Consider the following 23,499-nt stretch of genomic DNA (forward strand, 5'->3'; position numbering starts at 1 on the left):
ATTGTATCATAAGCATATAAAAACTGTGTATCGTTAAGTCGTACGCTCTTAACTTACACAGTTTATTTTACACTCTCGATTCATTTCACAATTAATGGATCCTTTTTTATACCTTTATTAAGTGCTATCGTGATAACAAAGTCATACAGTCTTTAAGAGTTCAGCCAAAGCCTCTAGATCTTGTTTTTCACTTTCATGAAATTGAATGACACAAGCATCTTCCTTTGAATAACGTGGAATTAAATGGATATGGAAATGCGGAACGCTTTGTCCAGCCACTTCATTTACATTACTAAGAATGTTCATTCCTTCTGCTTGCAATGTTTTACATATTCTATTAGCCAGCTTTTGAGCAACTTCCATCATGTGTTTCAAGGTTTTACTGTCACATTCTAAAAAGTTATCATAATGTTGCTTAGGAATTACCAGAGTATGGCCCTTGGTTACTTGTGAGATATCTAAAAAAGCCATGACCTCATCATCTTCATAAAGGCAATAGGAGGGAATTTCCTTTGCGGCAATCTTACAAAAAATACACATCTTATGATCATCCTTTCTGTAACGTCATTATAACAGAATTCAGATAAAAGAAAAAGAGCGGCAACGCTCTTATTTCTGGGTAATATAGCTTTCGTTTGTGCTCTTAATCTGATTTAAGATATCAATATCATAGATTGTAAAGTTATACTTCTTCAAATAATGTTCCATCATGGTGTTTGATAAATCACTAACACCAGCAACTAAAGCGTCATTTGCTTCATCAGCAAAACTACTAGGATCAATATTTGTTAAATTGACAAGATAATAGGTTTTACCTTCTGTATCTTCAATCACTTCTTTGATAAGTCCCTTACTGGATGTTGCAGTAATTTTACTGAAAACAACATCAGGAAGTCCAGATCCGCTGAAGTAGATTTTTTCACTTCCATCATAGGTTCCTGTCTTGCCATATTTTTTAGCTACTGTTTTCGCACTATCGCCTTTTTTTAAGGCAGCAAGTGCTTTTTCGGCATTTTCTTGCTTTTCTATCTGAATCACATTCGCTTTTACCGGATGGTATTTTTCAAATAATGTTTTTTGATTGTCTTTTGCATATTTCTTTAATAATTCTTTGTTTAATAAAGAAGGGTAGCTCGCTTTTTCTAAATATTCTTCTTCACTGTTGAATCCATAACTTTTAATAGCATTTAGAAAGGCTTCTTCGCCGCCAAACGTTTTTTTCGTGGATGCCAATGTCTTTTTGGCCTCTTTTTTCATATCTTCGCTAAGCTTGATACCTTCTTTTTCATATATTTTATTTTGTACTAATTCTATTGTAGCACTGCCACCATTGCTGCCTTTTAGCAGATTATACAATTTATCTTTAGTTATTGTCGTATCGCCAACGCTTACTAATTTTTCACTGCCATTCGATATATCCGCAACGGCATCCTTACATCCTGTAAGAGTTGCCAGCATGGCGAATGCACATACGATAAGTCCTGCTTTTTTCATTTCCATGCCTCCTTATTTGCTTTCCAGGGATGCCTGGATGTCTTTTTTGATATCATCATTACCATATGTTACATCTAATTTCTTCATGGCTTCACTGATGTATTTGCTTGCTAAATCACTATTTGCGTTTTCAATAGCGCTATAGATGGAGTCTTTTGCTTTTTTATCCTTTAGGATAGCATCTTTATCGGTTTCTTCTACCTTGATCATATGCCAACCATTGTAATTGTCATTACTTTCTTTGACCCAATTGCTAACTTCACCTTTTTTCATCTTCAACGCCTGTTTCTTAAAGCTGTCTACAAAGCCTGTTGTAGAGTCCATGTATCCAAGATAGCCGCCTTTTTCAGCACTTGATGTGTCGCCTTTATCCTTATATTTCTTAGCGACTTCGGCAAAACTCATGGTCTTTAAATCTTTTTCAATTGCTTTGACGGTTTTCATCTCTTCCTCAGTAGGATTGTTAGCATCTTTCATTTTCACTAAGATATGAGAAACCGTACGTCCCTTGTTTTTCTCATAGAGCGGTGTAAATAATTCCTCCATATGTTTGTCGATGTAGTCTTTCTGCATTTTTGACATTTTTGCTTGTACGTTACAGAAATAATCTAATTCATCTTCTTGGAATCCATATTTTGCTAATTCTGTTTTCAAATACTCTTCAGCGCTCTGACCAGAACTGCTCGCCTGATTTTGCGCATTGCTGTTCAAATACTCTTTTAATTGATCTGCAGTTTTTTCAATTTCATCTGTAGATTTGACGCTTTCATCAATAACAGCTGCTTGGAAACGCAGATATAAAAGGGTATTACCACCGTTTGATTTGTACATGGAATCATACAGATCATCAGCTGAAATACTTTTTCCATTGATCGTTGCAATGACATCTTTACCATTTTCGCTTTTACCAGGGAGCTTGCCCTTATTTGTATCATAGATGATAAATACGGTAAATCCGATGAAAATAAGTGCAATCAATACAACGAACCATTGCTTCTTTAATGTGTCTATCATATAGGTCCTCCTAAACTCATACTGTTTTATTATAATAAATATGGAGATAAATTGCAATTTTTTCAAAAGGATTACGACAATTTCCCATAAACCTTCACTTATCGTTCACATTGCATAAGACTTTATAATCGTTACAATTGTGAATCAAAAGAAAATTTGGTATGATAATACTGTTTGAAAGGATGATATACATGAGTTGTTTAAAAATAGATGATCTGCATGTAGATGTGGATGGAAAACAGATATTAAAAGGTGTAAATTTGGAAATACATGAGCATGAAACACATGCGTTGATGGGTCCAAATGGGAATGGAAAAAGTACATTGTTAGCTGCCATTATGGGAAATCCCAAATACCATGTAACACGTGGTAGTATTACGTTAGATGGTCAGGATGTCTTAGCCATGGAAGTAGATGAACGTAGTAAAGCTGGACTTTTTTTAGGTATGCAATATCCAAGTGAGGTTAGCGGTGTTACGAATTCTGATTTTTTAAGAGCGGCAATGAATGCAAGAAGAGAACGTCCGATTCCTTTATTCACGTTTATCCGTGAAATGGAAAAAACAGTAAAAGAAATGGAAATGAAACCGGATTTGGCACATCGTTTCTTAAATGAAGGGTTTTCTGGTGGTGAAAAGAAACGTAATGAGATTGTTCAGATGAAGATGTTGAAACCATCAATTGCAATGCTTGATGAAATAGATTCAGGCTTAGATGTCGATGCATTGAAATTGGTAGCTAAAATGATCCATGAAATGCAAATCGAACAAGGCATGGGATTGGTCGTAGTAAGTCATTATGCACGCTTTTTGGATTTATTAAAGCCAACACACGCCCATGTTTTAGTGGATGGTGCTATTGTGGTCAGCGGTGGCAGTGAGTTAATAGAAAAAATCGATCAAGAAGGTTATGACTGGATTGAAAAGGAATATCATGTGCAGGTCGTAAAGGAAGAAAAGAAAAAAGTTGCGTTGTTGCAGCAATGTGCTGCAGGAACCAAAGGTGTTTAATATGGAACTGCATGTATCAACATCTGGCTTTCAGGTGATAACGCTTGATGATAACGAAACACAATTTAATCTTCATGTAGACAAACACCTGAACGTAAAACTGGCAATTCCATATGGTGGTATAGAGGCATTAAGAACCTCTTGTATTGAATTAGAAGAAGGAGCTTCCCTTACGATCTTGATGAAGAATGTAAAACAGCAAAAGAATATGTTGAATCAGCAGGCTGTTTTACATAAAGATGCAATATTAACAATCGCCTATTGGGAAATTGAGGATGGGGCATCACAGATTAGACTGGATGTACAATTGATGGAAAGTGGTGCGCAGGTAATGGTGCGCAGCGCTTGTATTGCCAAAGAACAAAAAGACTTTTATGTGAAATGTCATCATGAGGTAGCACATACGAAAAGTCAAATGGAGCATTATGCGATCGTCGAAGATGAAGGTAATTATCGCATGGAAGCTATTGGTAAGATCGTTAAGGGTGCACATGCCAGCGAATCGCATCAGACAACACGCGTTTTGACTTTGAGTGATCATCACAACAGTGAAGTTGTGCCTGTGCTTTACATTGATGAAAATGATGTAAAGGCAAGTCATGCGACGACGCTTGGGCAACCGGATGAAAATCAATTATATTATTTACAATCACGCGGATTAAGCCGTTCACAAGCATTAGGTCTTTTGACAGTCGGCTATTTAATGCCTATCAGTGATTTGTTTGATGATGCGACATATCATGATGAAATGAAAAATGAAATCGAAAAGAGGGTGGGATTGCATGCTTAATGTAGAAAACATCCGTCAGGATTTTCCAATGTTGCAAGGAAAAATGATGCAACAACATCCATTAATTTATTTAGATAATGGAGCAACGACGTTAAAACCACGTGCTGTGATTGATGCTGTTGTTAAATATTATGAAGAGTATGGTGCCAATGCACACCGTGGAGATTATGATCTCAGTTATTTTGTAGATCAGGAATATCAGCAGACAAGAGAAGATGTGGCAGCTTTCTTACATGCGGAAAGTGAAGAAATTGTCTACACATCAGGTGCTACAGCTGGCTTAAACATGGTGGCTTACGGTATTGGAGAACGTTTGCTGCAAGAAGGCGACATCGTTTTAAGCAGTGAGGCAGAGCATGCCTCTTGTGTATTGCCGTGGATGCGTGTGGCTACCAAATGTCATGCTAGCTTAGCCTACATCCCTTTACAAGAAGATGGACGCATCGATATGGACATGCTGGAACAAATGATGAATGAGCGTGTCAAGGTTATTGCATTAGCACATATTGGCAATGTACTTGGCTATATCGCACCAATGAAGGAAATTTGCGCCCTGGCCCATCGTTATGGAGCTATCGTTGTTGTTGATGCTGCACAAAGTGCGCCTCATATGCCAATCGATGTTAAAGATATGGATTGTGATTTTCTGGCGTTTTCTGCGCATAAGATGTGTGGACCTACTGGTGTTGGTATCCTATATGGCAAGAAAGCATTACTTGCGCAAATGGAACCAATGCTGTTGGGCGGTGACAGTAATGCACGTTTTGATGTTTGTGGAAATATCCAGTTAAAGGATGCCCCCTATAAATTTGAAAGTGGTACACAACCAATCGAAGGTATTTTTGGATTGCATGCAGCCATACGTTATTTGCAGGCAATTGGGATGAAAGAAATCCATCGTTATGAACAACAATTGCATGCGTATGCTGTAGCCAGATTGAAACAGATGGATAATATTATCCTTTACAATGAAAACAATGATACCGGCATCATCACCTTTAATGTGAAAGGGGTGTTTGCACAAGATGCGGCTACCTTCTTTAATGCAAATGGTATTGCCGTAAGAAGCGGACAACATTGTGCTAAATTATTAAATGAAGTATTACAGACAAGTGCGACGATTCGTGCCAGTTTGTATTTCTATAATACCAAAGAAGAGATTGATCGTTTCTTAGCTGTATGCGCAAATGCAACTATGGAAACATGTTTAGATGTATTTTTCTAGCAGGAGGAAGTAAGATGAATAATTTCATGAACGATCCCATGATGCTACGTTCGATCATCATGGATCATTACGAATATCCCAGAAATCATGAATTGAAGAAAGAGGATGGCTATCTACAGAAACATATGGCCAGTGAATCTTGTATCGATGATATTTATGTGCAAAGCAAGATAACAGATGGAATCATTGAGGATATACGTTTTGATGGTGTGGCATGCACCATTTCAACTTCCTCAACTTCCATCATGAGTGAGCTTTTACAAGGGAAAACCATCGATGAGGCAAAAAAAATAATTGCTAATTATTATCAGATGATTGATGGCAAAGATTTTGATGAAAATGTTTTACAGGAGGCGATTGCCTTTCATAACGTAGGAAAGCAAGCAAATCGCATCAAATGCGCTACGATCGGCTGGAAAGCAATGGAAGAGCTGATTGAGGAAAGCGAGGCTAAAAAATGAGTGATATGCAGATACCTAGTGAAGATTATAAATATGGTTTTCATGATGAAGATATAAGCCTTTATAAAACGAAACAAGGATTAACAGAGGAAACAATACGGGAAATATCTCGTATTAAACAAGAACCAGAATGGATGCTGAATTATCGTTTACAAGCATTCGCTAAATTTATGGAAATGCCAATCCAGGATTGGGGACCAGAACTTTCGCGACTGAATTTTGATGAATATACATATTATATCAAGCCTAGTGATAAAACAGAGCAACGTTGGGAAGATGTACCAGAAACGATTAAGGAAACGTTTGACAAGCTGGGAATACCAGAAGCAGAAAAGGAATTCTTAGCCGGAGTGACAACACAATATGATTCCGAAGCTGTATATCATAACATGTTAGAGGAAGTAGAGAGAAAAGGGGTGATTTTTCTTGATACGGATACAGCTTTAAAAAAACACCCTGATCTTTTTAAAAAGTATTTCGGTAAGCTCGTACCGTATACCGATAATAAATTTGCAGCTTTGAATAGTTGCGTTTGGAGCGGAGGAAGTTTTATTTATGTGCCTAAGGGCGTTCATTTAGAAAAGCCGCTACAGTCTTACTTCCGTATCAATACCGAACGTATGGGGCAATTTGAACGTACGCTGATCATTGTAGATGAAGGTGCAGATGTACACTATGTAGAAGGCTGTACAGCACCGATTTATTCAAAAGATTCATTGCATGCGGCGGTTGTTGAAATTTTCGTTCATAAAAATGCCAGATGTCGCTATTCCACTGTTCAAAATTGGAGTGATAATATTATCAATCTAGTTACAAAACGTGCAAAAGTTTTTGCGAATGGCAGTATGGAATGGATCGATGGCAATATCGGATCAGGTGTCAATATGAAATATCCTGCTTGTATATTAGCGGAACCATATGCAAAGGGAATTTGTGTTTCTATTGCTGTAGCTGGGAAAAAGCAAATCCAGGATGCTGGTGCGAAAATGATACATCTGGCAGAAGATACGTATAGCAACATTATTTCAAAATCCGTATCACGAAATGGCGGTGAAGTAAATTATCGCGGGTTGGTATTCCATGGTCCAAAGGCACAACGGGCGAAAAGCAAAGTGGAATGTGATACCTTAATTCTTGATAAACAATCTCGCAGTGATACGATTCCAACGAATGTTTCAAAGAATAAGACAAGTCAGATTGAACATGAGGCAACGGTTTCTAATATCAGTGAGGAACAGCTGTTTTACCTCATGAGCCGCGGTTTATCACGAGGACAGGCAACTGAGATGATTGTAATGGGCTTTTTAGAACCATTTACCAGAGAATTACCAATGGAATATGCAGTTGAATTAAACCAGCTGTTAAAACTGGATATGAGTGATTCTATCGGATGATGAAAGAAACTGTGCGAAAGCTTGCTCTTGCTCGTCGTAATGCTTTGACGCAAAGGGAGATAGCATGCAAAAGTAAAGCCATTGTCCAACGCTTAGAACCATATTTAAAAGGTACCATTGCCTTATATCGTAGTTATGGCAATGAAGTTTGCATAGATGATGTACATCTAAAGAGCTATGGGCTTCCAGTAGTATTACACGATACTTCCATGTGTTTTCGCATGTGGTATAAAGGTTGTAAAATGAAAAAAGGAGCTTATGGAATTCAAGAGCCAATCGAAGGAAAAGTGCTTTTGGCTGATGAACTGGATGTGATCGTCGTGCCAATTGTAGCCTTTGATGAACATCTATATCGTTTGGGACATGGAAAAGGATATTATGATCGTTATTTGAAACAATGCAGGGCTCTTAAAATTGGTGTGGCTTTTGACTGTCAACAGGTTGAAAAAGTACCAATAGAACCACATGATGTGTGTTTGGATATGATTATTACAGAAACATGCATACGTAAGAAAGATCACTTATGATCTTTTTTTCATGCTAAAAGACAAAGCATACATAGCAGTGCTATGCTAGACTTTAAGTTTTCTTCATTTTCAAGTTTGATGCAAGACTTATTATCAATCGACATACACATGTTTAGAAACTATCAAATGTTCAACCATACATTACTAAAAAATTATATATAGTTATACGACAAAAGGTAGTAAGGAATACCATGTGAAAGCAATATAAAACGAAAGAAAAGGCAGTAATCGCAAATATGTGTTTACAGAATATGTAATTTTTATTTTATGTTATGTTTCTGTGTTGCTTTTTATAGAAATGAGTGGTATATATTACTATATGTTATAACAATTAGAAATATATGGAAAGAGGTGTAGAGATGGAACAAGAAAAGACATTATATGAGTATGTTTACCGCATGATTTTGCATACGATTCATAATGGAAAATATCGTTATAATGAAGAACTTCCATCTTTAAACACCTTATGTAAAGCGTATGGTGTTGGGCGTAATACCATGCGCACAGCATTACAAAAATTGCAAAGTCATGGTTATGTTGTGCTTGAAAAAGGCAGCCCGGCTAAAGTGTTGTTTGATATTAATGATTTTGATAACAATGTACAATATCGCCAGACTATGCTAGACTCTTATCAAATGATTTATGATGTTTTCACGGTAATAGAATGGATCATGCCGGATATTAGTGTTATTTGTATGCGTAATGCAAGCAAAGAACAAATAAAGGGATTAGAAGAAAAGGTCATTGCGTTATCACAACGTCAGTTGGTGAATGAAATTGACGTCTATGAGTACCTATATGATCTTTATCTTTATGTATTATCTTTTTTAGATAATCCGATATTAAATGATTTGTTTTTAACATTAATGAATTCTCTTACTTTACCGCTTGTTCAAAACGAAGAAGAGCATAAAAAATTAACAAACAATTTTGATGCTATGAAGAAAACCTTTACGATAGCTCTGCGTTTTGTATTAAAGGGAAATGATTTCATGCTTCGTAAATTAATCTATGCATTATGTAAAGGAATAAAGAATATTACTTTAAGTTATACCAAACGTTTGACTCAGGGGATGACGATAAAGGAAAAGGCGAAATTCAGTTGGGTCAGCAATCGCTCACAAGAATATTTATACACACGTGTAGTAACGGACATCATGAACGATATCAAAACAGGTATTTATCATAATGGGGATTTATTGCCATCTTTGGCAAAGCTTGCGACACTGTATGAAGTCAGTGAGCGGACAAGCCGTAAAGCGGTCAAAAAACTGAATGAATTTCATATTGTCAATACAATAAACGGCATTGGCAGTCGTATTCAACTCGATGATCAAACGATTAAAGATTTCATGAAGAGTGCAGATGATCATATGTTGAATGGGTTACAGCATTATCGCCATAGTTTGCAGCTGTTGGATTTATTTGCTGGTTTTATATTTCCGCATGTACAAAATCAATTTAATAAAGAACGTTGTCAATCATTAGCTGATAAAATAGGTGAATTGGATGTGTTTACATTCGATGAATACTTCCAGCTTCTTTTCACAGAAGAAAATGATTGCCTGCGGGTAATTTATGAAGAGCTGAATAAACCTATGAATTGGAATTTGATAGCTTGTATCATGGCTGATAAACAGGAGATGATTAATGAAATTAAAGCCCTGCAACCACTTTATTGTGAGCATCTACGAAAACGACATTTTCATAAGATGAATGAAATCATGCATCAGGTTTTCGCAATACGCTTGCAAATGGCAGATATGGCAATTGCTGCTTGTCAAAAAGCGTTCCAATAAGACACCTTATTTTGAAATACTATTTAGAATAATATGATACTCATAACTCCAAAACGGCAGTAGACATTACGATATTTTATATTATGTGAAAGGCAGATGTTAGTAAGCATCTGTTTTTATATTGCTTTGTTAAATTATAACAACAGTATATCATACAACAAAAAGAATTTATTTGGTAAAAAATATAACCATTTGTTTTTAGAATTCTTGTTATGTTTTTTATATATAATTGCTTTTTACGGTCAAAAATCTACAAATTGCTTGAAAATTCAACTATATATTATATAATTTAAGCAGTACTATATAGTTCAAGGTACGTTGTTAGGGAGAATTGAGGTGAATGGTGGCATGAATGAAACAACAACTGCAAAAAAAGAAAAAACATATGTAAATTATCTTTCAGAAAAAAAACGAAATAAGGCCATTTATGCGATGTTGCCTTATTATGAAAATGTCATCATCTTAGGGGATTCATTAGCAGAGTCAATTCTGGATTATCGATTATTACGAAAGAAAAATGTTATAGCGAAGCGAGGGCGCTGTGTGGATATGATTGAGGGGGATATTCAGCGGGCCATTTGTATGGCTCCGGAAATGATTATTTTGGAGTATGGAAAAAATGATATCCTACATTTTCGGGATAATTTTACTTCTTTTATTACCTTGTATCGTAAGCATATCCATACATTAAAGGAAGAATTGCCGGAAACAACATTATATGTCAACTCTTTAATTCCTATGGGACAATGTCAATTAGAACGCATTGGTGGTCTGGAAGTATTTAAAACGTGTAATAGTCTATTACAATTGATGTGTGAAAAAGAGGGTATAGGATTTATTGACAACACAGCATTAATCGAATGGAAAGATGAATTGTTTGAATTTGATGGTATTCATCCCAAATATCCATTCTATCCCAAATGGCTGTATCATATGGCTGACATCTTGGGACTTTTAAAAAGAAATTTTATTATATGACCGCATATTTTGCGGTTTTTATTTTCTGCAGGGGGTTTAGGTATATCTTTCTATTCTTTCACATAGGCTTTATTGAGGTTGATACCATGAAAAAAATGATACTTTGCTGTATGGTGGCAGTGTTGAGCATGACGATGCTGACAAGTATACATGCAGATGAGAAAACAAAACAAACGACAAAAAACGATCCCCAAATTGCTCAGAACGCGAAATCCGCCTACTTAATGGAATATACAAGTGGGAAAGTTATTTATGCTAAAAATGAAAAGGCGAAATTATATCCAGCTAGTATGACGAAAATGATGGGTCTATTACTTATTTTTGAATCTTTGCACGATGGTAAACTGGATTGGAAAGATGAGGTTACTACGAGTGCATATGCTGCTAGCATGGGAGGCAGTCAGGTATTCTTGGAAGAAAATGAAACCATGAGTGTAAAAGATATGATAAAAAGTATTTGTATTGCCTCAGCCAACGATGCTATGGTTGCCATGGCCGAAAAAGTAGGAGGAAGTGCTGAACATTTCGTTGAGATGATGAATGAAAAAGCCAAAAAATTAAATCTTTGTAACACCCATTTCATGAATCCTACTGGCTTACATGATCCACAGCATTATACCTGTGCTAAAGATATGGCAATTGTTGGGAAAGCTTTAATTAAGGAAGGCGGAGATGATTTGTTAAAAATCACTTCAACATATGATGCCTATATTCGCGAAGATAGTGAAAAAGCTTTCTGGTTGGTAAATACAAATAAATTATTAAAACAATATCCTGGCGTTGATGGCTTGAAATCAGGCTTCACCTCACAAGCGATGTCCTGTATCACTATTACCGCAAAAAAGAAAGATTTACGATTAATAGCGGTCGTTATGGGAGAGCCTAGTTCAAAAGTTCGCAATGGGGAAATCAAGCAAATGCTAGATTATGGTTTCTCACAATATCAGCAAGGCTTATTATATGCAGCAGGTACTAAGATGAAAACAATACCAATTGAAAATGGAAAGCCGCAAAAAGTAGATGTGTTAACGGATAAAGATTTAGTTTATGTGTTTGAAAAAGGCAGTGAGCCAAAGGAAACGGCGAAAGAAATTTCCTTACGTAAAACACATGCGCCTTTTAAAAAGGGAGAAATTATTGGTAAGGTGCAAATTAAAATGAGTGATGGTTATACTATGGAAACGGCATTGAAAGCTGCACATGATGTAGCCGCGCTAGATTATACTGATTTATTTATGAAAGCCTTAAAAGATGTTTTTGCGTAAATATCCAAAAAAAGGTTTGCTACGCTCATCATAACGATGCTAATTAAAGGCATACTACTTCTGAAAAGAGGGATAATTGATGAGTGTTATGTGGACCATTATTGGATTTATAGCGATATTAGCATTTCTATTCTTAATATTTGCTGTTGTAAGATCAGCAGCACAATCAGATCATATGCCTAATTATGATGAAGAATATGCAAGTGATTTCTTTGATGAACAAGAAGATGATATGTATTAAAAACGGATAAGATATATCCGTTTTTTCGTGTGACAGAATAATTACTAATTGTCGAAGTGAAACATCCTTTGTCGAATATCCCCAAGGATAAGAGAATTCATGCTAAGATGAGCTGCGGAGGGATAAAAGATGAAACATCAATTTAAAGATGGTACCCTATATTTTTATTTTTATGGGGAACTGGATAATCTGACAGTTTGTAATTTGAAGCAAATATGTATCGATTTAATCGATCAGTATCAACCAAAAACTGTCAAACTGGATTTTGAAGAAGTGAGTTTTGTAGATAGCACGGGTATAGGGTTTGTTTTAGCTCGCTATAAGCAGTTGCAAAAATATCATGGTGAGTTGATTATTTGTAATTTATCAAAAGTAAATCATCGCATTTTTGCGATGAGTGGAATTTTTCAGTTAATGAAAGAGGAAAGAAATGGGGTAAAACTATGAACAAGATGACATTGGAATGTTTGGCGCATCTGGAAAATGAGGCATTTATCAGAACGAGTGCTATCGCTTTTTTAATGCCATTAAATTTATCCATGGAAGATTGTATGGAAATCAAGACGATGCTGGCAGAGGCTGTTGTCAATGCGATGATTCATGGTTATGAGGGAAATCATGAAGGGATTGTTCGTGTGCATGTATCTTATGATGAAAATCAGATCGAAATTATCGTTGCAGATGAAGGCTGTGGAATCGACGATATATCACAAGCTATGCAACCATTATTCACCAGCAAACAACACTTAGAACGAAGTGGTATGGGTATGACAATTATGCAGACATTTGCTGATGATTTTCATATTACAAGCGAAAAGGGAAAAGGGACTGTCGTCACATTACGTAAACGGATTCAACATGAATGTGTCAGCGAATAATGAAGAATTGATTCAAAGAATCAAAGATGGGGATGAAGAAGCAAAAAGTATTTTTGTAGAAAAGAACTCACCGTTAGTATATTCTATAGTTCGTCGTTTTTCTCGTCAACGCATAGCCATTGATGATTTGTTTCAAATTGGATGTGTTGGATTAATGAAGGCTTTGAACAATTTCGATACAAGTTATCAAGTTAAATTTTCAACATATGCAGTGCCCATCATCATGGGTGAAATCAAACGCTTTTTTCGTGATGATGGAAATATGCGCATATCGCGTTCATTAAAAGAAGGTTATTTGCAAATGTCAAAAAAGAAGGAAGAACTTTTGCAGAAATTGAATCGCGAACCAACTTATCAGGAAATTGCCGACGCTTTGTCAATGGATGTTGCAGATGTTATCTTAGCCTTTGAAGCGAATCAGTTTGTTTATTCTTTAGATGAAACTATTTATGAAAACGATGGATCGCCGATATTGCTAGAGGATAAGGTGAGTAATCGCAAAGAAGAAGATGTTGTTATGAAGGTGTCTTTGCAAAATGAGATTGCGCATTTAGAACAACGGGAACAATTGTTATTGCACTATCGATATGATCTGGGAATGAAACAGGAAGAAATTGCCAAAAAATTACAGATATCTCAAGTACAAGTATCACGTTTAGAAAAAAAGATATTATTAAAATTAAAAGAGCGCCTTATGGTAACATGATGAAATTCCTTTTCGAAAGAAAAGGAGTTGATGGATAGAGAATGTAATGGTTTGATCATCGTCTTTTGGTTTTTGTATTGATGAAAGAAACGAATCTTAATTGGTTATGCTTTTACGGTAGCAACCAAAGACAGTATCTTTCTTTTTGCAAAAAACATAATGTGTATATGGGCTTATGGCATTTTCGGTGTTCTTATTATAAGTCTTTGGCTATAAAAGTTTTTTCTTATGTTTTGCGTGTGTTAGCTTTAGCGTTTGATGCTTAAATTAAGTAGAGGACTTAGGCTTTTTACATCATCTTATCGTGTAAGACTTCATTTTATCTGTTGATCATATGTAGCATGATTGATTACTCAATATAAAAAGAAAGCTCTTGTTTTGTTGCGCGCAAGATCTTTTCTTTATCCTTACTTGTGCTGGTTTTAACACCTGTGATATAATAAACGGTAGCAGAAATGGATGTGAAAAGATGAATTTGGAACATGTATATCATTTAAGTGATGATGAAATCAGCGAAATTTACCATAGTTTTGCGGATAATTTCTTTCATGATGACTTGTATCGGACGATTTTTCCTTCAGAACCATCACGTCGATGGGCTTTGCCATATCTGCTGAAACATTATTTACAGGCAGTAAGACCATATTGTTATTTTATAGCGGATAGTAAAGACTTGAATTGTGTTATGGTTCTCTTTGACAGTACTTTGGAAAAAACACTGTTATATCGTTTGCGATTATTACATCTAATTATAAAGCTTATACCAATTGCTGTAGGTGTTCACTCTATTCGCAGTATTCATCATGCTCTTGATTGTATGGATATGTTTACTAGCAAATGGACGAGAGAATTTGTGAATGGTGCATATTATCATGTGGATTTATTATAAATTAGTTGATTGTCTTGAAAAATGCTTGATTTACGGGCATATTCGCAGGTTTGCAGATTGATTTTACTACTCATTTACTACTTTTAACGAATTGAGCCTTGATATGCAAAAGCACCTGCGAAGCTGCCGGATAAACCACTACACCACCTTACGCGGCACGTCGAAAAGAAAAAATAAAATAAGCACCACCTATAAGGCGGCGTTTCTCACTCCCACACAGGAGAACAGGAACGCTGCTTTTTTTATGCCCTCATGTTACGCAGTAAGGGCAAATAAAGCCTTGATTTATGCGGCTCTTAGAGCGCGGAAATGAGAAAGGCAAGGGTTGATACCTTTTCCCTCAAAACCGCGTTTCTACTGCGTAACAAATCCAACCAAAGGAGTGATGAAGCTATGGCAGTTTTCCGCGTGGAAAAGAACAAAGGTTATACGGTTATGAGCAACCACCATTTACGCAACAAGGAACTTTCCCTAAAGGCAAAGGGCTTGTTGTCGCAAATGCTCTCACTTCCCGAAGATTGGGACTACACCCTTGCAGGGCTGTCCCTTATCAACCGGGAAAGTATCGACGCTATCCGCACCGCTGTATGGGAGCTTGAAAAAGCCGGATATATCACAAGGCGGCAGGGACGCGACGAGAAAGGCAAAATGACCGCTATTGAGTACACCATTTACGAACAGCCACAGCCCCCGGCATTGGATTGTCCGGTATTGGAAAATCCAACAGCGGATAAGCCGATATTGGAAAATCCGACACCGGATAACCCGACGTCGGAAAATCCAACGCAATTAAATAAAGAGATACAAAAAACTAACTTACCAAAAAAAGAAAAATTAAATACAGATATATCAAGTACCCATTCCATTCCTTTCCATTCCCTAAATCCCTCTCCCTTAGAGGACGCGGCACAGCTGCCGGAACGGAAGCGAAAGGAAGCGACAGACGCATACAGCGTGTATGAGGAAATCATCAAGGACAATATCGAGTACGACTATCTGATACAGGACAGATACCTTGACCGGGACAGGATAGAGGAAATCCTTGCCCTTATTCTTGAAACCGTCTGCACCAAACGAAGAACAATCCGTATCGCCGGGGACGACCACCCGGCAGAGCTTGTAAAAGCAAAATTTATGAAACTGAACAGCGAACATATCCGCTTTGTACTGGACTGTATGCAGGAAAACACCACCAAAATCCGCAACATCAAGCAGTACATGAAAGCTGCCCTTTTCAATGCTCCGTCTACGATTGGCAGCTATTACACGTCCCTTGTATCTCACGATATGTACGGCGGGCGCACTATCCAGTCGGCAAGAAGCAAGGGCATACCCGATTACACCTGCAACGAGGGCGAAAGCCTGTAAACCAACCCAAAGGAGGATTTTATGATGACACAGAAAACAGGAGCTTTGATTTTTGATGAAACCGCTGACCGCTACGACATTCGCTTTGACGTAAACGACTATTACGGGGGATTGCATTGCGGCGACTGCATGGAGGTCTTTGTGCGGGGCAAATGGAAGCCGACCCGTATGGAGTACGGGGACAACTGGTATCTTGTGGGTATTCGGGCGGCAGACCTTTCCGGGCTGCGGGTACGGATTTAACAGGGCGGCGTGAAAGCGGATGCTCTTTTTTCATGCCCGTCCCGTTTCCCGGCGGCGGGCATACCACCATAGAACACGAAAGGAGGACACCCATTGCAGGAGGAAACCAACGAAAAGACCATAGCCCTTTACATCAAGACCGGAAAGCTGACCGCGCAGCAGCTCCAAAAGGCTATGAAAGCCCTGCTTGCACAGATGAAAAAGCAGCATGACAAACAGAAAATCCCGCATGGCAAGCAGACCCTAAAGCAGCTTATGAAGCAGAACGCGGGCGTTTCCAACATTGAAATCACAAAGGACAATATCAAAGCCTTTGAGAGTACGGCGAAAAAATACGGGATTGACTTTGCCTTAAAGAAAGACAGCACCGAAACCCCGCCCCGCTATCTTGTGTTTTTTAAGGGACGGGACGCGGACGCACTGACCGCAGCTTTCAAGGAGTTTTCCGCAAAGAAGCTGACGCAGGAACAAAAGCCCTCTATCCGCAAGCTGATTGTTTCCCTCAAAGAAAAGGCGGCGGCTCTGAACGCACAGAGGGAAAAAGTGAAGAAAAAGGACAGGGAGGTATCGCTATGAAGCCGGAACTTAAAAAGCTGCTTATCCTAAATGCCCCCTATCTGCTCTTTGTCTATCTCTTTGACAAAATCGGACAGGCGGTGCGGCTCTCTCCGGGGGCTGACCTGTCCGGCAAGGTGCTTTCCCTTGCAGACGGCTTTTCCGCTGCCTTTGCAAACCCGCTTCCGAGCCTTGCACCTATGGATTTGCTTATCGGTATTGTAGGGGCTGTCCTTATCCGGCTGATTGTCTATGTAAAAGGCAAGAATGCGAAGAAATACCGGAAAGGTATCGAATACGGCTCTGCCCGTTGGGGCAACGCCGAAGATATAAAGCCCTACACCGACCCGGTATTTCAAAATAACGTGCTGCTCACACAGACGGAACGGCTTACCATGAACAGCCGCCCAAAGCAGCCAAAGTATGCAAGGAATAAAAATATCCTTGTTATCGGGGGAAGCGGCAGCGGCAAGACGAGATTTTTCGTAAAGCCCAACCTTATGCAAATGCACTCAAGCTACGTTGTAACCGACCCGAAAGGAACGGTTTTAGTCGAGTGCGGGAAGCTCTTACAGCGGGGCGGGTATCGGATAAAGGTGCTGAACACGATAAACTTCAAAAAAAGCATGAAATACAATCCCTTTGCCTATCTCCGCAGCGAAAAAGACATTTTGAAACTGGTAAATACTTTGATTGCCAACACCAAAGGGGACGGGGAAAAAGCAGGGGAAGATTTTTGGATAAAATCGGAACGGCTCTTTTACTGCGCCCTTATCGGCTACATTTGGTACGAAGCCCCGGAGGAAGAAAAGAATTTTACGACGCTGCTTGAAATGATAAATGCCAGTGAAGCCCGCGAGGACGACCCGGAATTTCAGTCCCCCGTTGACCTTATGTTTGAACGGTTGGAGGAAAAAGACCCGGAACACTTTGCTGTCCGGCAGTATAAGAAATTCCTGTTATCTGCGGGAAAGACAAGAAGCTCTATCCTCATTTCCTGCGGGGCGCGGCTTGCCCCTTTTGACATTAAAGAGCTGCGCGACCTTATGGAAACCGACGAAATGGAACTTGATACCATAGGCGACCGTAAGACCGCCCTGTTTGTCATTATCAGCGACACCGACGACACTTTTAACTTTGTTGTGAGTATTCTTTACACGCAGCTTTTCAATCTTCTTTGCGACAAGGCAGATGATGAATACGGCGGCAGGCTGCCCGTCCATGTACGCTGTCTGTTAGACGAGTTTGCAAATATCGGGCAGATACCGAAGTTTGAAAAGCTCATAGCCACTATCCGAAGCCGGGAAATCTCTGCTTCAATCATTCTGCAAAGCCAGTCGCAGCTAAAGGCGATATACAAAGATAACGCCGATACCATAGCCGGCAACTGCGACACCACCCTTTTCTTGGGCGGCAAGGAGAAAACCACCCTCAAAGAAATGTCGGAAATCTTGGGGAAAGAAACCATTGACAGCTTCAACACTTCCGAGAACCGGGGGCGTGAGGTATCACATGGGCTGAACTATCAGAAGTTAGGCAAGCAGCTTATGACCGAAGATGAAATTGCAGTCATGGACGGCGGGAAATGTATCTTACAACTACGAGGGGTACGCCCGTTCTTCTCTGATAAGTATGACATTACAAAGCACCCCAACTATAAATATCTTTCCGACTATGACAAGAAAAATACCTTTGATATGGAAAAGCATTTAAGGCGCAGACCCGCCCTTGTAAAGCCGGACGAACCCTTTGACTATTACGAAATCAGCGAAGCAGATTTGCAGGAGGACACCGACCATGAATAGACGTATGCAGAAGAAAAAAGATAAGAAAATCACAGAAGCCATAAACGGGCTTGTTTTCATTGCCGAGCGACGGGAACAGCAACGGCAGGCAGCTATCCAGCAGTTTGTGAAACGGTGTGAAGCCCTGTATGAGCAGAAACGGGTGCGGCGGGAACTTTGATTTTACGGGAGGTTATACTATGAGCAGACAGAAAACAAAAACTGATGATATACGTCGTGAACATTATTTTACAAAGATGATAGAAAATGCAGAAAACGCTCTGCGGGAGTATTTGCAGGAACGCGGAGGGGAACAGACCCTTTACGTTACCGAGTATATGCAGCGTAGGAGCTATCTTTTGGAATGACGAAAAATGTGTGTTCCCGGCTGAAAAGAAAGGAGGAATTGACGCAGTAACAAAGAAAAAGACAACTTGCATGATACGCGCCCCTACAAAAATTCCTATCGCCCACACTGACAACTGAATACCGCCGCGCGGCAGAACTTTAGGCAGCGCGGGGACTTATGACCGCGGCAGTTTGAAAACTGACCGCCGTTTTTTATGCCCTTTTATAGGGCAAGCCGCATTTGCGGCAGAAAGGAGCTTTATGGAATTTTTTAACTCTGCTATCGACGTATTACAGACCCTTGTTATCGCACTGGGCGCAGGCTTAGGCATTTGGGGCGTTATCAATCTCTTGGAGGGATATGGAAACGACAATCCGGGTGCAAAATCACAAGGCATTAAGCAGCTTATGGCGGGCGGCGGCGTTGCCCTTATCGGCACTATCCTTGTACCGCTTCTTTCCGGTCTGTTCGGATAAGATTACGGAGGGTAGCCTATGGAGAGCATACTGGAAGCGATTAACGAATGGATAAAAGAAATCCTTATCGGAGCCATTAACGGCAACCTTTCCACTATGTTCGGGGACGTAAACGAAAAAGTAGGCACCATTGCAGCGGAGGTAGGCAAGACCCCGCAGGGGTGGAACGCAAACATTTTCAGCATGATACAAAACCTGTCGGAAAATGTGATTGTACCCATTGCGGGGCTTGTCATTACCTATGTCCTCTGTTATGAGCTTATCAGCATGGTAACGGAAAAAAACAATATGCACGACATAGAAACATTTATGTTTTTCAAGTGGTTTTTCAAAGCCTTTGTTGCCGTTTTCTTGGTAACACATACCTTTGATATTACTATGGCGGTGTTTGATATGGCGCAGCATATTGTATCCGGCGCGGCGGGGGTAATCGGCGGCGATACGAATATCGACGTAACCGAAGCCCTTGCCGCCATGCAGGAGGGACTAAAAGATATGGAAATCCCCGAACTACTGTTACTTGTCATGGAAACGAGCCTTGTAAGCCTTTGTATGAAAATCATGTCCGTACTGATAACCGTTATCCTCTACGGCAGAATGATTGAGATATACGCCTACTGTTCTGTTTCCCCTATCCCTTTTGCTACCATGACAAACCGGGAATGGGGACAGATTGGGAACAACTACCTAAAGGGGCTGTTTGCACTGGGCTTTCAAGGCTTCCTCATTATGATATGCGTCGGCATTTATGCGGTTTTAGTAGGCGAAATGGTCTTAGCGGACAATCTGCACAGCGCGATTTTTTCCCTTGCAGCCTATACCGTTATCCTCTGTTTCTCCCTGTTCAAATCCGGCGCACTGGCAAAATCCATATTCAACGCCCACTAAGGGCAGAAAGGAGGTTTTTTCTTGGCGTATGTACCTGTACCCAAAGACCTATCCAAAGTCAAAACAAAAGTCGCTTTCAATCTAACAAAGCGGCAAATCCTTTGTTTTTCAGTGGCACTTCTTATAGGACTGCCGCTTTTCTTTTTGCTCAAAGACAGCGCAGGGACGAGCCTTGCGGCAATGGTAATGATTGTCGTCATGCTTCCCTGCTTCTTGGTTGCCATGTATGAAAAGCATGGGCAGCCCCTTGAAGTGGTAATAAAGAACATCATTCAGACAAAATTTACCCGCCCCAAAGTGCGACCATATCAGACAGAAAACCTATATGCACTCTTGGAGAAACAGCGGGCATTAGAAAAGGAGGTATCAGCGATTGTCAAAAGGACAGACAAAAAAGACGCGGGAAGCCGCAGGAAACAGGCGTAAGCTGACCCGCGCGGAAAAGAAACAGATAGCGGCGGTTATCCGGCAGGCAAAGGGGGACGGCAAAGCCCACACCGCACAGCAGACCATTCCCTACCTTGCCATGTACCCGGACGGTATCTGCAAAGTGGCACAGCGGAAATATTCAAAGAGCATTGCCTTTGAGGACATTAACTATCAGCTTGCACAGGCAGACGACAAGACCGCCATTTTTGAAAACTGGTGCGATTTTCTCAATTACTTTGACGCAAGCGTAAATGTGCAGCTTTCGTTTATCAATCAAGGTTCACAGCAGGAACAGGCAGCGCGGGCAATCCATATCCCGCCGCAAAATGATGATTTTAACTCTATCCGCACCGAATATTCCGATATGCTGAAAATGCAGCTTGCCAAAGGGAACAACGGGCTTGTAAAGCACAAGTACATCACGTTTTCCATTGAAGCGGACAATCCGGCGGCGGCAAGGGCGCGGCTTTCCCGTATCGAAACGGACGTACTCAACAATTTCAAGGTGCTTGGCGTATCGGCGCACCCCTTATCCGGCTATGAACGCTTAAAGGTGCTGCATGGGGTATTCCACCCGGCAGGCGAGCCGTTCTCATTCTCCTATGACTGGCTGACCCCGACAGGGCTTACCACAAAGGACTTTATCGCCCCGTCCTCTTTCAAGTTCGGGGAGGGACGCTACTTTGCTATGGGGAAAAAAACGGGGGCGGTATCGTTCCTTGAAATCCTTGCCCCGGAGTTAAACGACCGTATTTTAGCGGATATGTTGGACTTGGAAACAGGGGTTATTGTCAATCTCCATATTAAAAGTATCGACCAGTCGGAAGCAATCAAGACCATTAAGCGCAAAATCACTGACCTTGACAAGATGAAGATTGAGGAACAGAAAAAAGCAGTTAGAAGCGGTTACGATATTGACATACTCCCGTCCGACCTTGCCACTTTTGGGAATGAAGCAAAGAATTTGTTGCAGGATTTACAGAGCCGCAACGAGCGAATGTTTCTGCTGACGTTCCTTGTGGTAAACATGGCAGACACGAAGCGGAAACTGGAAAATGACATTTTCGCGGCGGCGGGCATTGCACAGAAATACAACTGCGCCTTGACCCGTCTTGACTATCAGCAGGAAGCGGGGCTGATGTCCTCTATCCCTTTGGGGGAGAACCTTATCCCTATTCAGAGAGGGTTGACGACGAGCAGCACCGCTATTTTTATCCCGTTCATCACACAGGAACTATTTCAGACTGGGGCTGCCCTGTATTATGGCTTAAATGCCCTGTCAAACAACATGATACTCTGCGACCGCAAGCAGCTTAAAAATCCAAACGGGCTTATCTTGGGAACACCGGGCAGCGGAAAATCCTTTGCGGCAAAGCGGGAAATCACAAATGCTTTTCTCATTACCGACGACGATATTTTTATCTGCGACCCGGAAGCGGAGTATTTTGCCCTTGTAAAACGGCTTGGCGGGCAAGTGATACGGTTATCCCCGACAGGCAAAGGTATGGACGGTACGCCCCAGTATGTGAACCCTATGGATATGAACCTCAACTATTCCGAGGACGACAGCCCCCTTGCACTGAAAAGCGATTTTATCCTTTCTCTCTGCGAGCTTGTCATTGGCGGCAAGGAGGGCTTACAGCCTGTTGATAAGACCGTCATTGACCGCGCTGTAAGAAATGTGTATAGGGACTACCTTGCTGACCCCGACCCGGAGAAAATGCCTATCTTGGGCGACCTTTACGACGAGCTGTTAAAGCAGCCGGAGCCGGAAGCTGCCCGCATTGCCGCAGCATTGGAGCTGTATGTTTCCGGCAGCCTTAACGTATTCAACCACAGAACCAACGTGGAGCTTTCTAACCGCCTTGTCTGCTTTGATATAAAGCAGCTTGGAAAGCAGCTCAAAAAGTTAGGTATGCTCATTGTGCAAGACCAGATATGGAACCGCGTTACCATTAACCGGGCAGAGAAAAAGTCCACCCGCTACTATATGGACGAATTTCACTTGCTCTTAAAAGAGGAACAGACCGCAGCTTACAGTGTGGAGATTTGGAAGCGTTTCCGTAAATGGGGCGGCATACCGACAGCTATCACACAGAATATTAAGGACTTGCTTGCTTCACGCGAGGTGGAAAATATCTTTGAAAACTCTGATTTTGTCCTCATGCTCAATCAGGCGCAGGGCGACCGGGCTATCCTTGCAAAGCAGCTTAATATCTCCCCGCAACAGATGAAGTATGTAACCCATACCGAAGCAGGCGAGGGACTTATCTTTTATGGAAATGTGGTGCTGCCCTTTGTAGACCATTTCCCGAAAGATACCGAGCTTTACCGCATTATGACGACGAAGCCGGAGGAAGTGAGCAGCCTATGAAAACAGACGTGATTATCAACCGGGACGCGCTTTGTGCTTTGCAGGAATTACCCAGTGAAAGCGTCCATTGCTGCGTTACAAGCCCGCCGTACTTTGCGCTGCGGGACTATGGGCTTGACGCACAAATCGGACAGGAGGATACGCCGGAACAGTATATTGACAGGCTGACCTCTGTTTTTCGCGAGCTTTACCGGGTGCTTAGAAAGGACGGTACGTTATGGCTGAATATCGCAGACACCTATTGCGGCACAGGAAATAAAGGCGGCTATGCTGACCCAAAAAACCGTGCGAGACGTTTCTACTTGAAAAGAGTAGACACTGCACAATCAATTAAAATTGTGTTGGAGAACTGAACACGCGAA

The 23,499-nt window shown here is 40.4% G+C and carries 27 protein-coding genes and 1 pseudogene; 25 read left to right on the forward strand and 3 right to left on the reverse strand.

The features are described from left to right. Positions 1–141: 141 nt before the first annotated feature. The 3 genes from ACESSZ_RS13740 to ACESSZ_RS13750 all read right to left on the reverse strand — a co-directional run bounded on the left by ACESSZ_RS13740 (position 142) and on the right by ACESSZ_RS13750 (position 2,508). Positions 142–540: an HIT family protein gene (locus tag ACESSZ_RS13740; RefSeq protein WP_008688019.1), complete on the reverse strand. Its 399-nt coding sequence runs from the start codon at positions 538–540 to the stop codon at positions 142–144. Positions 541–609: 69 nt separating this feature from the next. Next, positions 610–1,494 carry a peptidylprolyl isomerase gene (locus ACESSZ_RS13745; protein WP_008688021.1) on the reverse strand — a complete coding sequence of 295 codons (885 nt, stop codon included), beginning with the start codon at positions 1,492–1,494 and terminating at the stop codon, positions 610–612. A 12-nt stretch (positions 1,495–1,506) separates the two neighbouring features. Further along, positions 1,507–2,508: a peptidylprolyl isomerase gene (locus ACESSZ_RS13750; RefSeq protein ID WP_008688023.1), complete on the reverse strand. Its 1,002-nt coding sequence runs from the start codon at positions 2,506–2,508 to the stop codon at positions 1,507–1,509. A 191-nt stretch (positions 2,509–2,699) separates the two neighbouring features. Here ACESSZ_RS13750 and sufC point away from each other — a divergent pair, with 191 nt between their 5' ends. The 25 genes and pseudogenes from sufC to ACESSZ_RS13875 all read left to right on the forward strand — a co-directional run. Beyond that, complete coding sequence (gene sufC, locus ACESSZ_RS13755) at positions 2,700–3,518, forward strand: Fe-S cluster assembly ATPase SufC (protein WP_008688025.1); 819 nt, start codon at positions 2,700–2,702, stop codon at positions 3,516–3,518. Between the two features lies 1 nt (position 3,519). Continuing rightward, on the forward strand, positions 3,520–4,308 hold the full coding sequence (locus tag ACESSZ_RS13760; protein ID WP_008688027.1) for a SufB/SufD family protein: 789 nt from the start codon (positions 3,520–3,522) through the stop codon (positions 4,306–4,308). Continuing rightward, complete coding sequence (locus ACESSZ_RS13765; protein WP_008688028.1) at positions 4,301–5,533, forward strand: aminotransferase class V-fold PLP-dependent enzyme; 1,233 nt, start codon at positions 4,301–4,303, stop codon at positions 5,531–5,533. Before ACESSZ_RS13760 ends, ACESSZ_RS13765 begins: the two co-directional genes overlap by 8 nt. A 14-nt stretch (positions 5,534–5,547) precedes the next feature. Beyond that, entirely contained in the window at positions 5,548–5,994 is a 447-nt protein-coding gene (gene sufU / locus ACESSZ_RS13770; protein ID WP_008688029.1) for a Fe-S cluster assembly sulfur transfer protein SufU, read from the forward strand. Further along, positions 5,991–7,388 (forward strand): Fe-S cluster assembly protein SufB, encoded by a 1,398-nt coding sequence (gene sufB / locus ACESSZ_RS13775; RefSeq protein ID WP_008688030.1) that lies wholly within the window; start codon positions 5,991–5,993, stop codon positions 7,386–7,388. Before sufU ends, sufB begins: the two co-directional genes overlap by 4 nt. Continuing rightward, positions 7,385–7,915, forward strand: coding sequence for a 5-formyltetrahydrofolate cyclo-ligase (locus tag ACESSZ_RS13780; protein ID WP_008688031.1), 531 nt, complete (start codon positions 7,385–7,387; stop codon positions 7,913–7,915). Before sufB ends, ACESSZ_RS13780 begins: the two co-directional genes overlap by 4 nt. Positions 7,916–8,274: 359 nt before the next feature. After that, positions 8,275–9,714, forward strand: a complete 1,440-nt coding sequence (locus ACESSZ_RS13785) for a GntR family transcriptional regulator (protein ID WP_008688032.1) — start codon at positions 8,275–8,277, stop codon at positions 9,712–9,714. A 348-nt stretch (positions 9,715–10,062) separates the two neighbouring features. Then, complete coding sequence (locus ACESSZ_RS13790) at positions 10,063–10,692, forward strand: SGNH/GDSL hydrolase family protein (protein WP_008688034.1); 630 nt, start codon at positions 10,063–10,065, stop codon at positions 10,690–10,692. Positions 10,693–10,778: 86 nt separating this feature from the next. Continuing rightward, positions 10,779–11,957 carry a D-alanyl-D-alanine carboxypeptidase family protein gene (locus tag ACESSZ_RS13795; RefSeq protein ID WP_008688035.1) on the forward strand — a complete coding sequence of 393 codons (1,179 nt, stop codon included), beginning with the start codon at positions 10,779–10,781 and terminating at the stop codon, positions 11,955–11,957. A gap of 79 nt (positions 11,958–12,036) precedes the next feature. Further along, positions 12,037–12,198: a hypothetical protein gene (locus ACESSZ_RS13800; protein ID WP_008688036.1), complete on the forward strand. Its 162-nt coding sequence runs from the start codon at positions 12,037–12,039 to the stop codon at positions 12,196–12,198. Between the two features lie 129 nt (positions 12,199–12,327). Then, positions 12,328–12,645 carry an anti-sigma factor antagonist gene (locus tag ACESSZ_RS13805; RefSeq protein WP_008688037.1) on the forward strand — a complete coding sequence of 106 codons (318 nt, stop codon included), beginning with the start codon at positions 12,328–12,330 and terminating at the stop codon, positions 12,643–12,645. Beyond that, a complete protein-coding gene (gene spoIIAB / locus ACESSZ_RS13810; RefSeq protein ID WP_008688038.1) occupies positions 12,642–13,076 on the forward strand; it encodes an anti-sigma F factor in 435 nt (144 codons plus the stop codon). Before ACESSZ_RS13805 ends, spoIIAB begins: the two co-directional genes overlap by 4 nt. Beyond that, on the forward strand, positions 13,057–13,782 hold the full coding sequence (locus ACESSZ_RS13815; RefSeq protein ID WP_119957456.1) for a SigB/SigF/SigG family RNA polymerase sigma factor: 726 nt from the start codon (positions 13,057–13,059) through the stop codon (positions 13,780–13,782). Before spoIIAB ends, ACESSZ_RS13815 begins: the two co-directional genes overlap by 20 nt. Before the next feature lie 469 nt (positions 13,783–14,251). Next, the gene (locus tag ACESSZ_RS13820) at positions 14,252–14,671 is read left to right on the forward strand and encodes a hypothetical protein (protein ID WP_499842856.1); all 420 of its coding nucleotides are present in this window, start codon (positions 14,252–14,254) and stop codon (positions 14,669–14,671) included. Positions 14,672–15,064: 393 nt separating this feature from the next. Next, complete coding sequence (locus ACESSZ_RS13825) at positions 15,065–16,039, forward strand: DUF6017 domain-containing protein (protein WP_018112837.1); 975 nt, start codon at positions 15,065–15,067, stop codon at positions 16,037–16,039. 24 nt (positions 16,040–16,063) lie between these two features. Then, positions 16,064–16,282: a DUF5348 domain-containing protein gene (locus tag ACESSZ_RS13830; protein ID WP_004611927.1), complete on the forward strand. Its 219-nt coding sequence runs from the start codon at positions 16,064–16,066 to the stop codon at positions 16,280–16,282. Positions 16,283–16,375: 93 nt separating this feature from the next. Further along, on the forward strand, positions 16,376–16,858 hold the full coding sequence (locus ACESSZ_RS13835; RefSeq protein WP_069432335.1) for a PcfB family protein: 483 nt from the start codon (positions 16,376–16,378) through the stop codon (positions 16,856–16,858). Then, positions 16,855–18,642, forward strand: coding sequence for a VirD4-like conjugal transfer protein, CD1115 family (locus ACESSZ_RS13840; RefSeq protein ID WP_072848542.1), 1,788 nt, complete (start codon positions 16,855–16,857; stop codon positions 18,640–18,642). The genes ACESSZ_RS13835 and ACESSZ_RS13840 overlap by 4 nt, the downstream gene beginning before the upstream one ends. After that, positions 18,635–18,802, forward strand: coding sequence for a hypothetical protein (locus tag ACESSZ_RS13845; protein ID WP_018112834.1), 168 nt, complete (start codon positions 18,635–18,637; stop codon positions 18,800–18,802). Before ACESSZ_RS13840 ends, ACESSZ_RS13845 begins: the two co-directional genes overlap by 8 nt. 19 nt (positions 18,803–18,821) lie before the next feature. Beyond that, a complete protein-coding gene (locus ACESSZ_RS13850) occupies positions 18,822–18,989 on the forward strand; it encodes a hypothetical protein (RefSeq protein WP_162858247.1) in 168 nt (55 codons plus the stop codon). Positions 18,990–19,230: 241 nt separating this feature from the next. After that, positions 19,231–19,446, forward strand: coding sequence for a Maff2 family protein (locus tag ACESSZ_RS13855; RefSeq protein ID WP_009906233.1), 216 nt, complete (start codon positions 19,231–19,233; stop codon positions 19,444–19,446). A gap of 18 nt (positions 19,447–19,464) precedes the next feature. Next, positions 19,465–20,334, forward strand: coding sequence for a VirB6/TrbL-like conjugal transfer protein, CD1112 family (locus ACESSZ_RS13860; RefSeq protein ID WP_032513415.1), 870 nt, complete (start codon positions 19,465–19,467; stop codon positions 20,332–20,334). A gap of 21 nt (positions 20,335–20,355) precedes the next feature. Further along, positions 20,356–20,760 (forward strand): PrgI family protein, encoded by a 405-nt coding sequence (locus tag ACESSZ_RS13865; RefSeq protein ID WP_044477104.1) that lies wholly within the window; start codon positions 20,356–20,358, stop codon positions 20,758–20,760. After that, positions 20,708–23,137, forward strand: coding sequence for a VirB4-like conjugal transfer ATPase, CD1110 family (locus ACESSZ_RS13870; protein WP_069432101.1), 2,430 nt, complete (start codon positions 20,708–20,710; stop codon positions 23,135–23,137). The genes ACESSZ_RS13865 and ACESSZ_RS13870 overlap by 53 nt, the downstream gene beginning before the upstream one ends. Next, positions 23,134–23,421: pseudogene (locus ACESSZ_RS13875) on the forward strand (DNA methyltransferase); the annotation flags it as partial. The gene ACESSZ_RS13870 and the pseudogene ACESSZ_RS13875, both read left to right, overlap by 4 nt. Positions 23,422–23,499 lie beyond the last annotated feature (78 nt).

This window comes from Eubacterium sp. 3_1_31, from assembly GCF_964249515.1.
Lineage (GTDB): Bacteria > Bacillota_I > Bacilli_A > Erysipelotrichales > Erysipelotrichaceae > Longicatena > Longicatena caecimuris.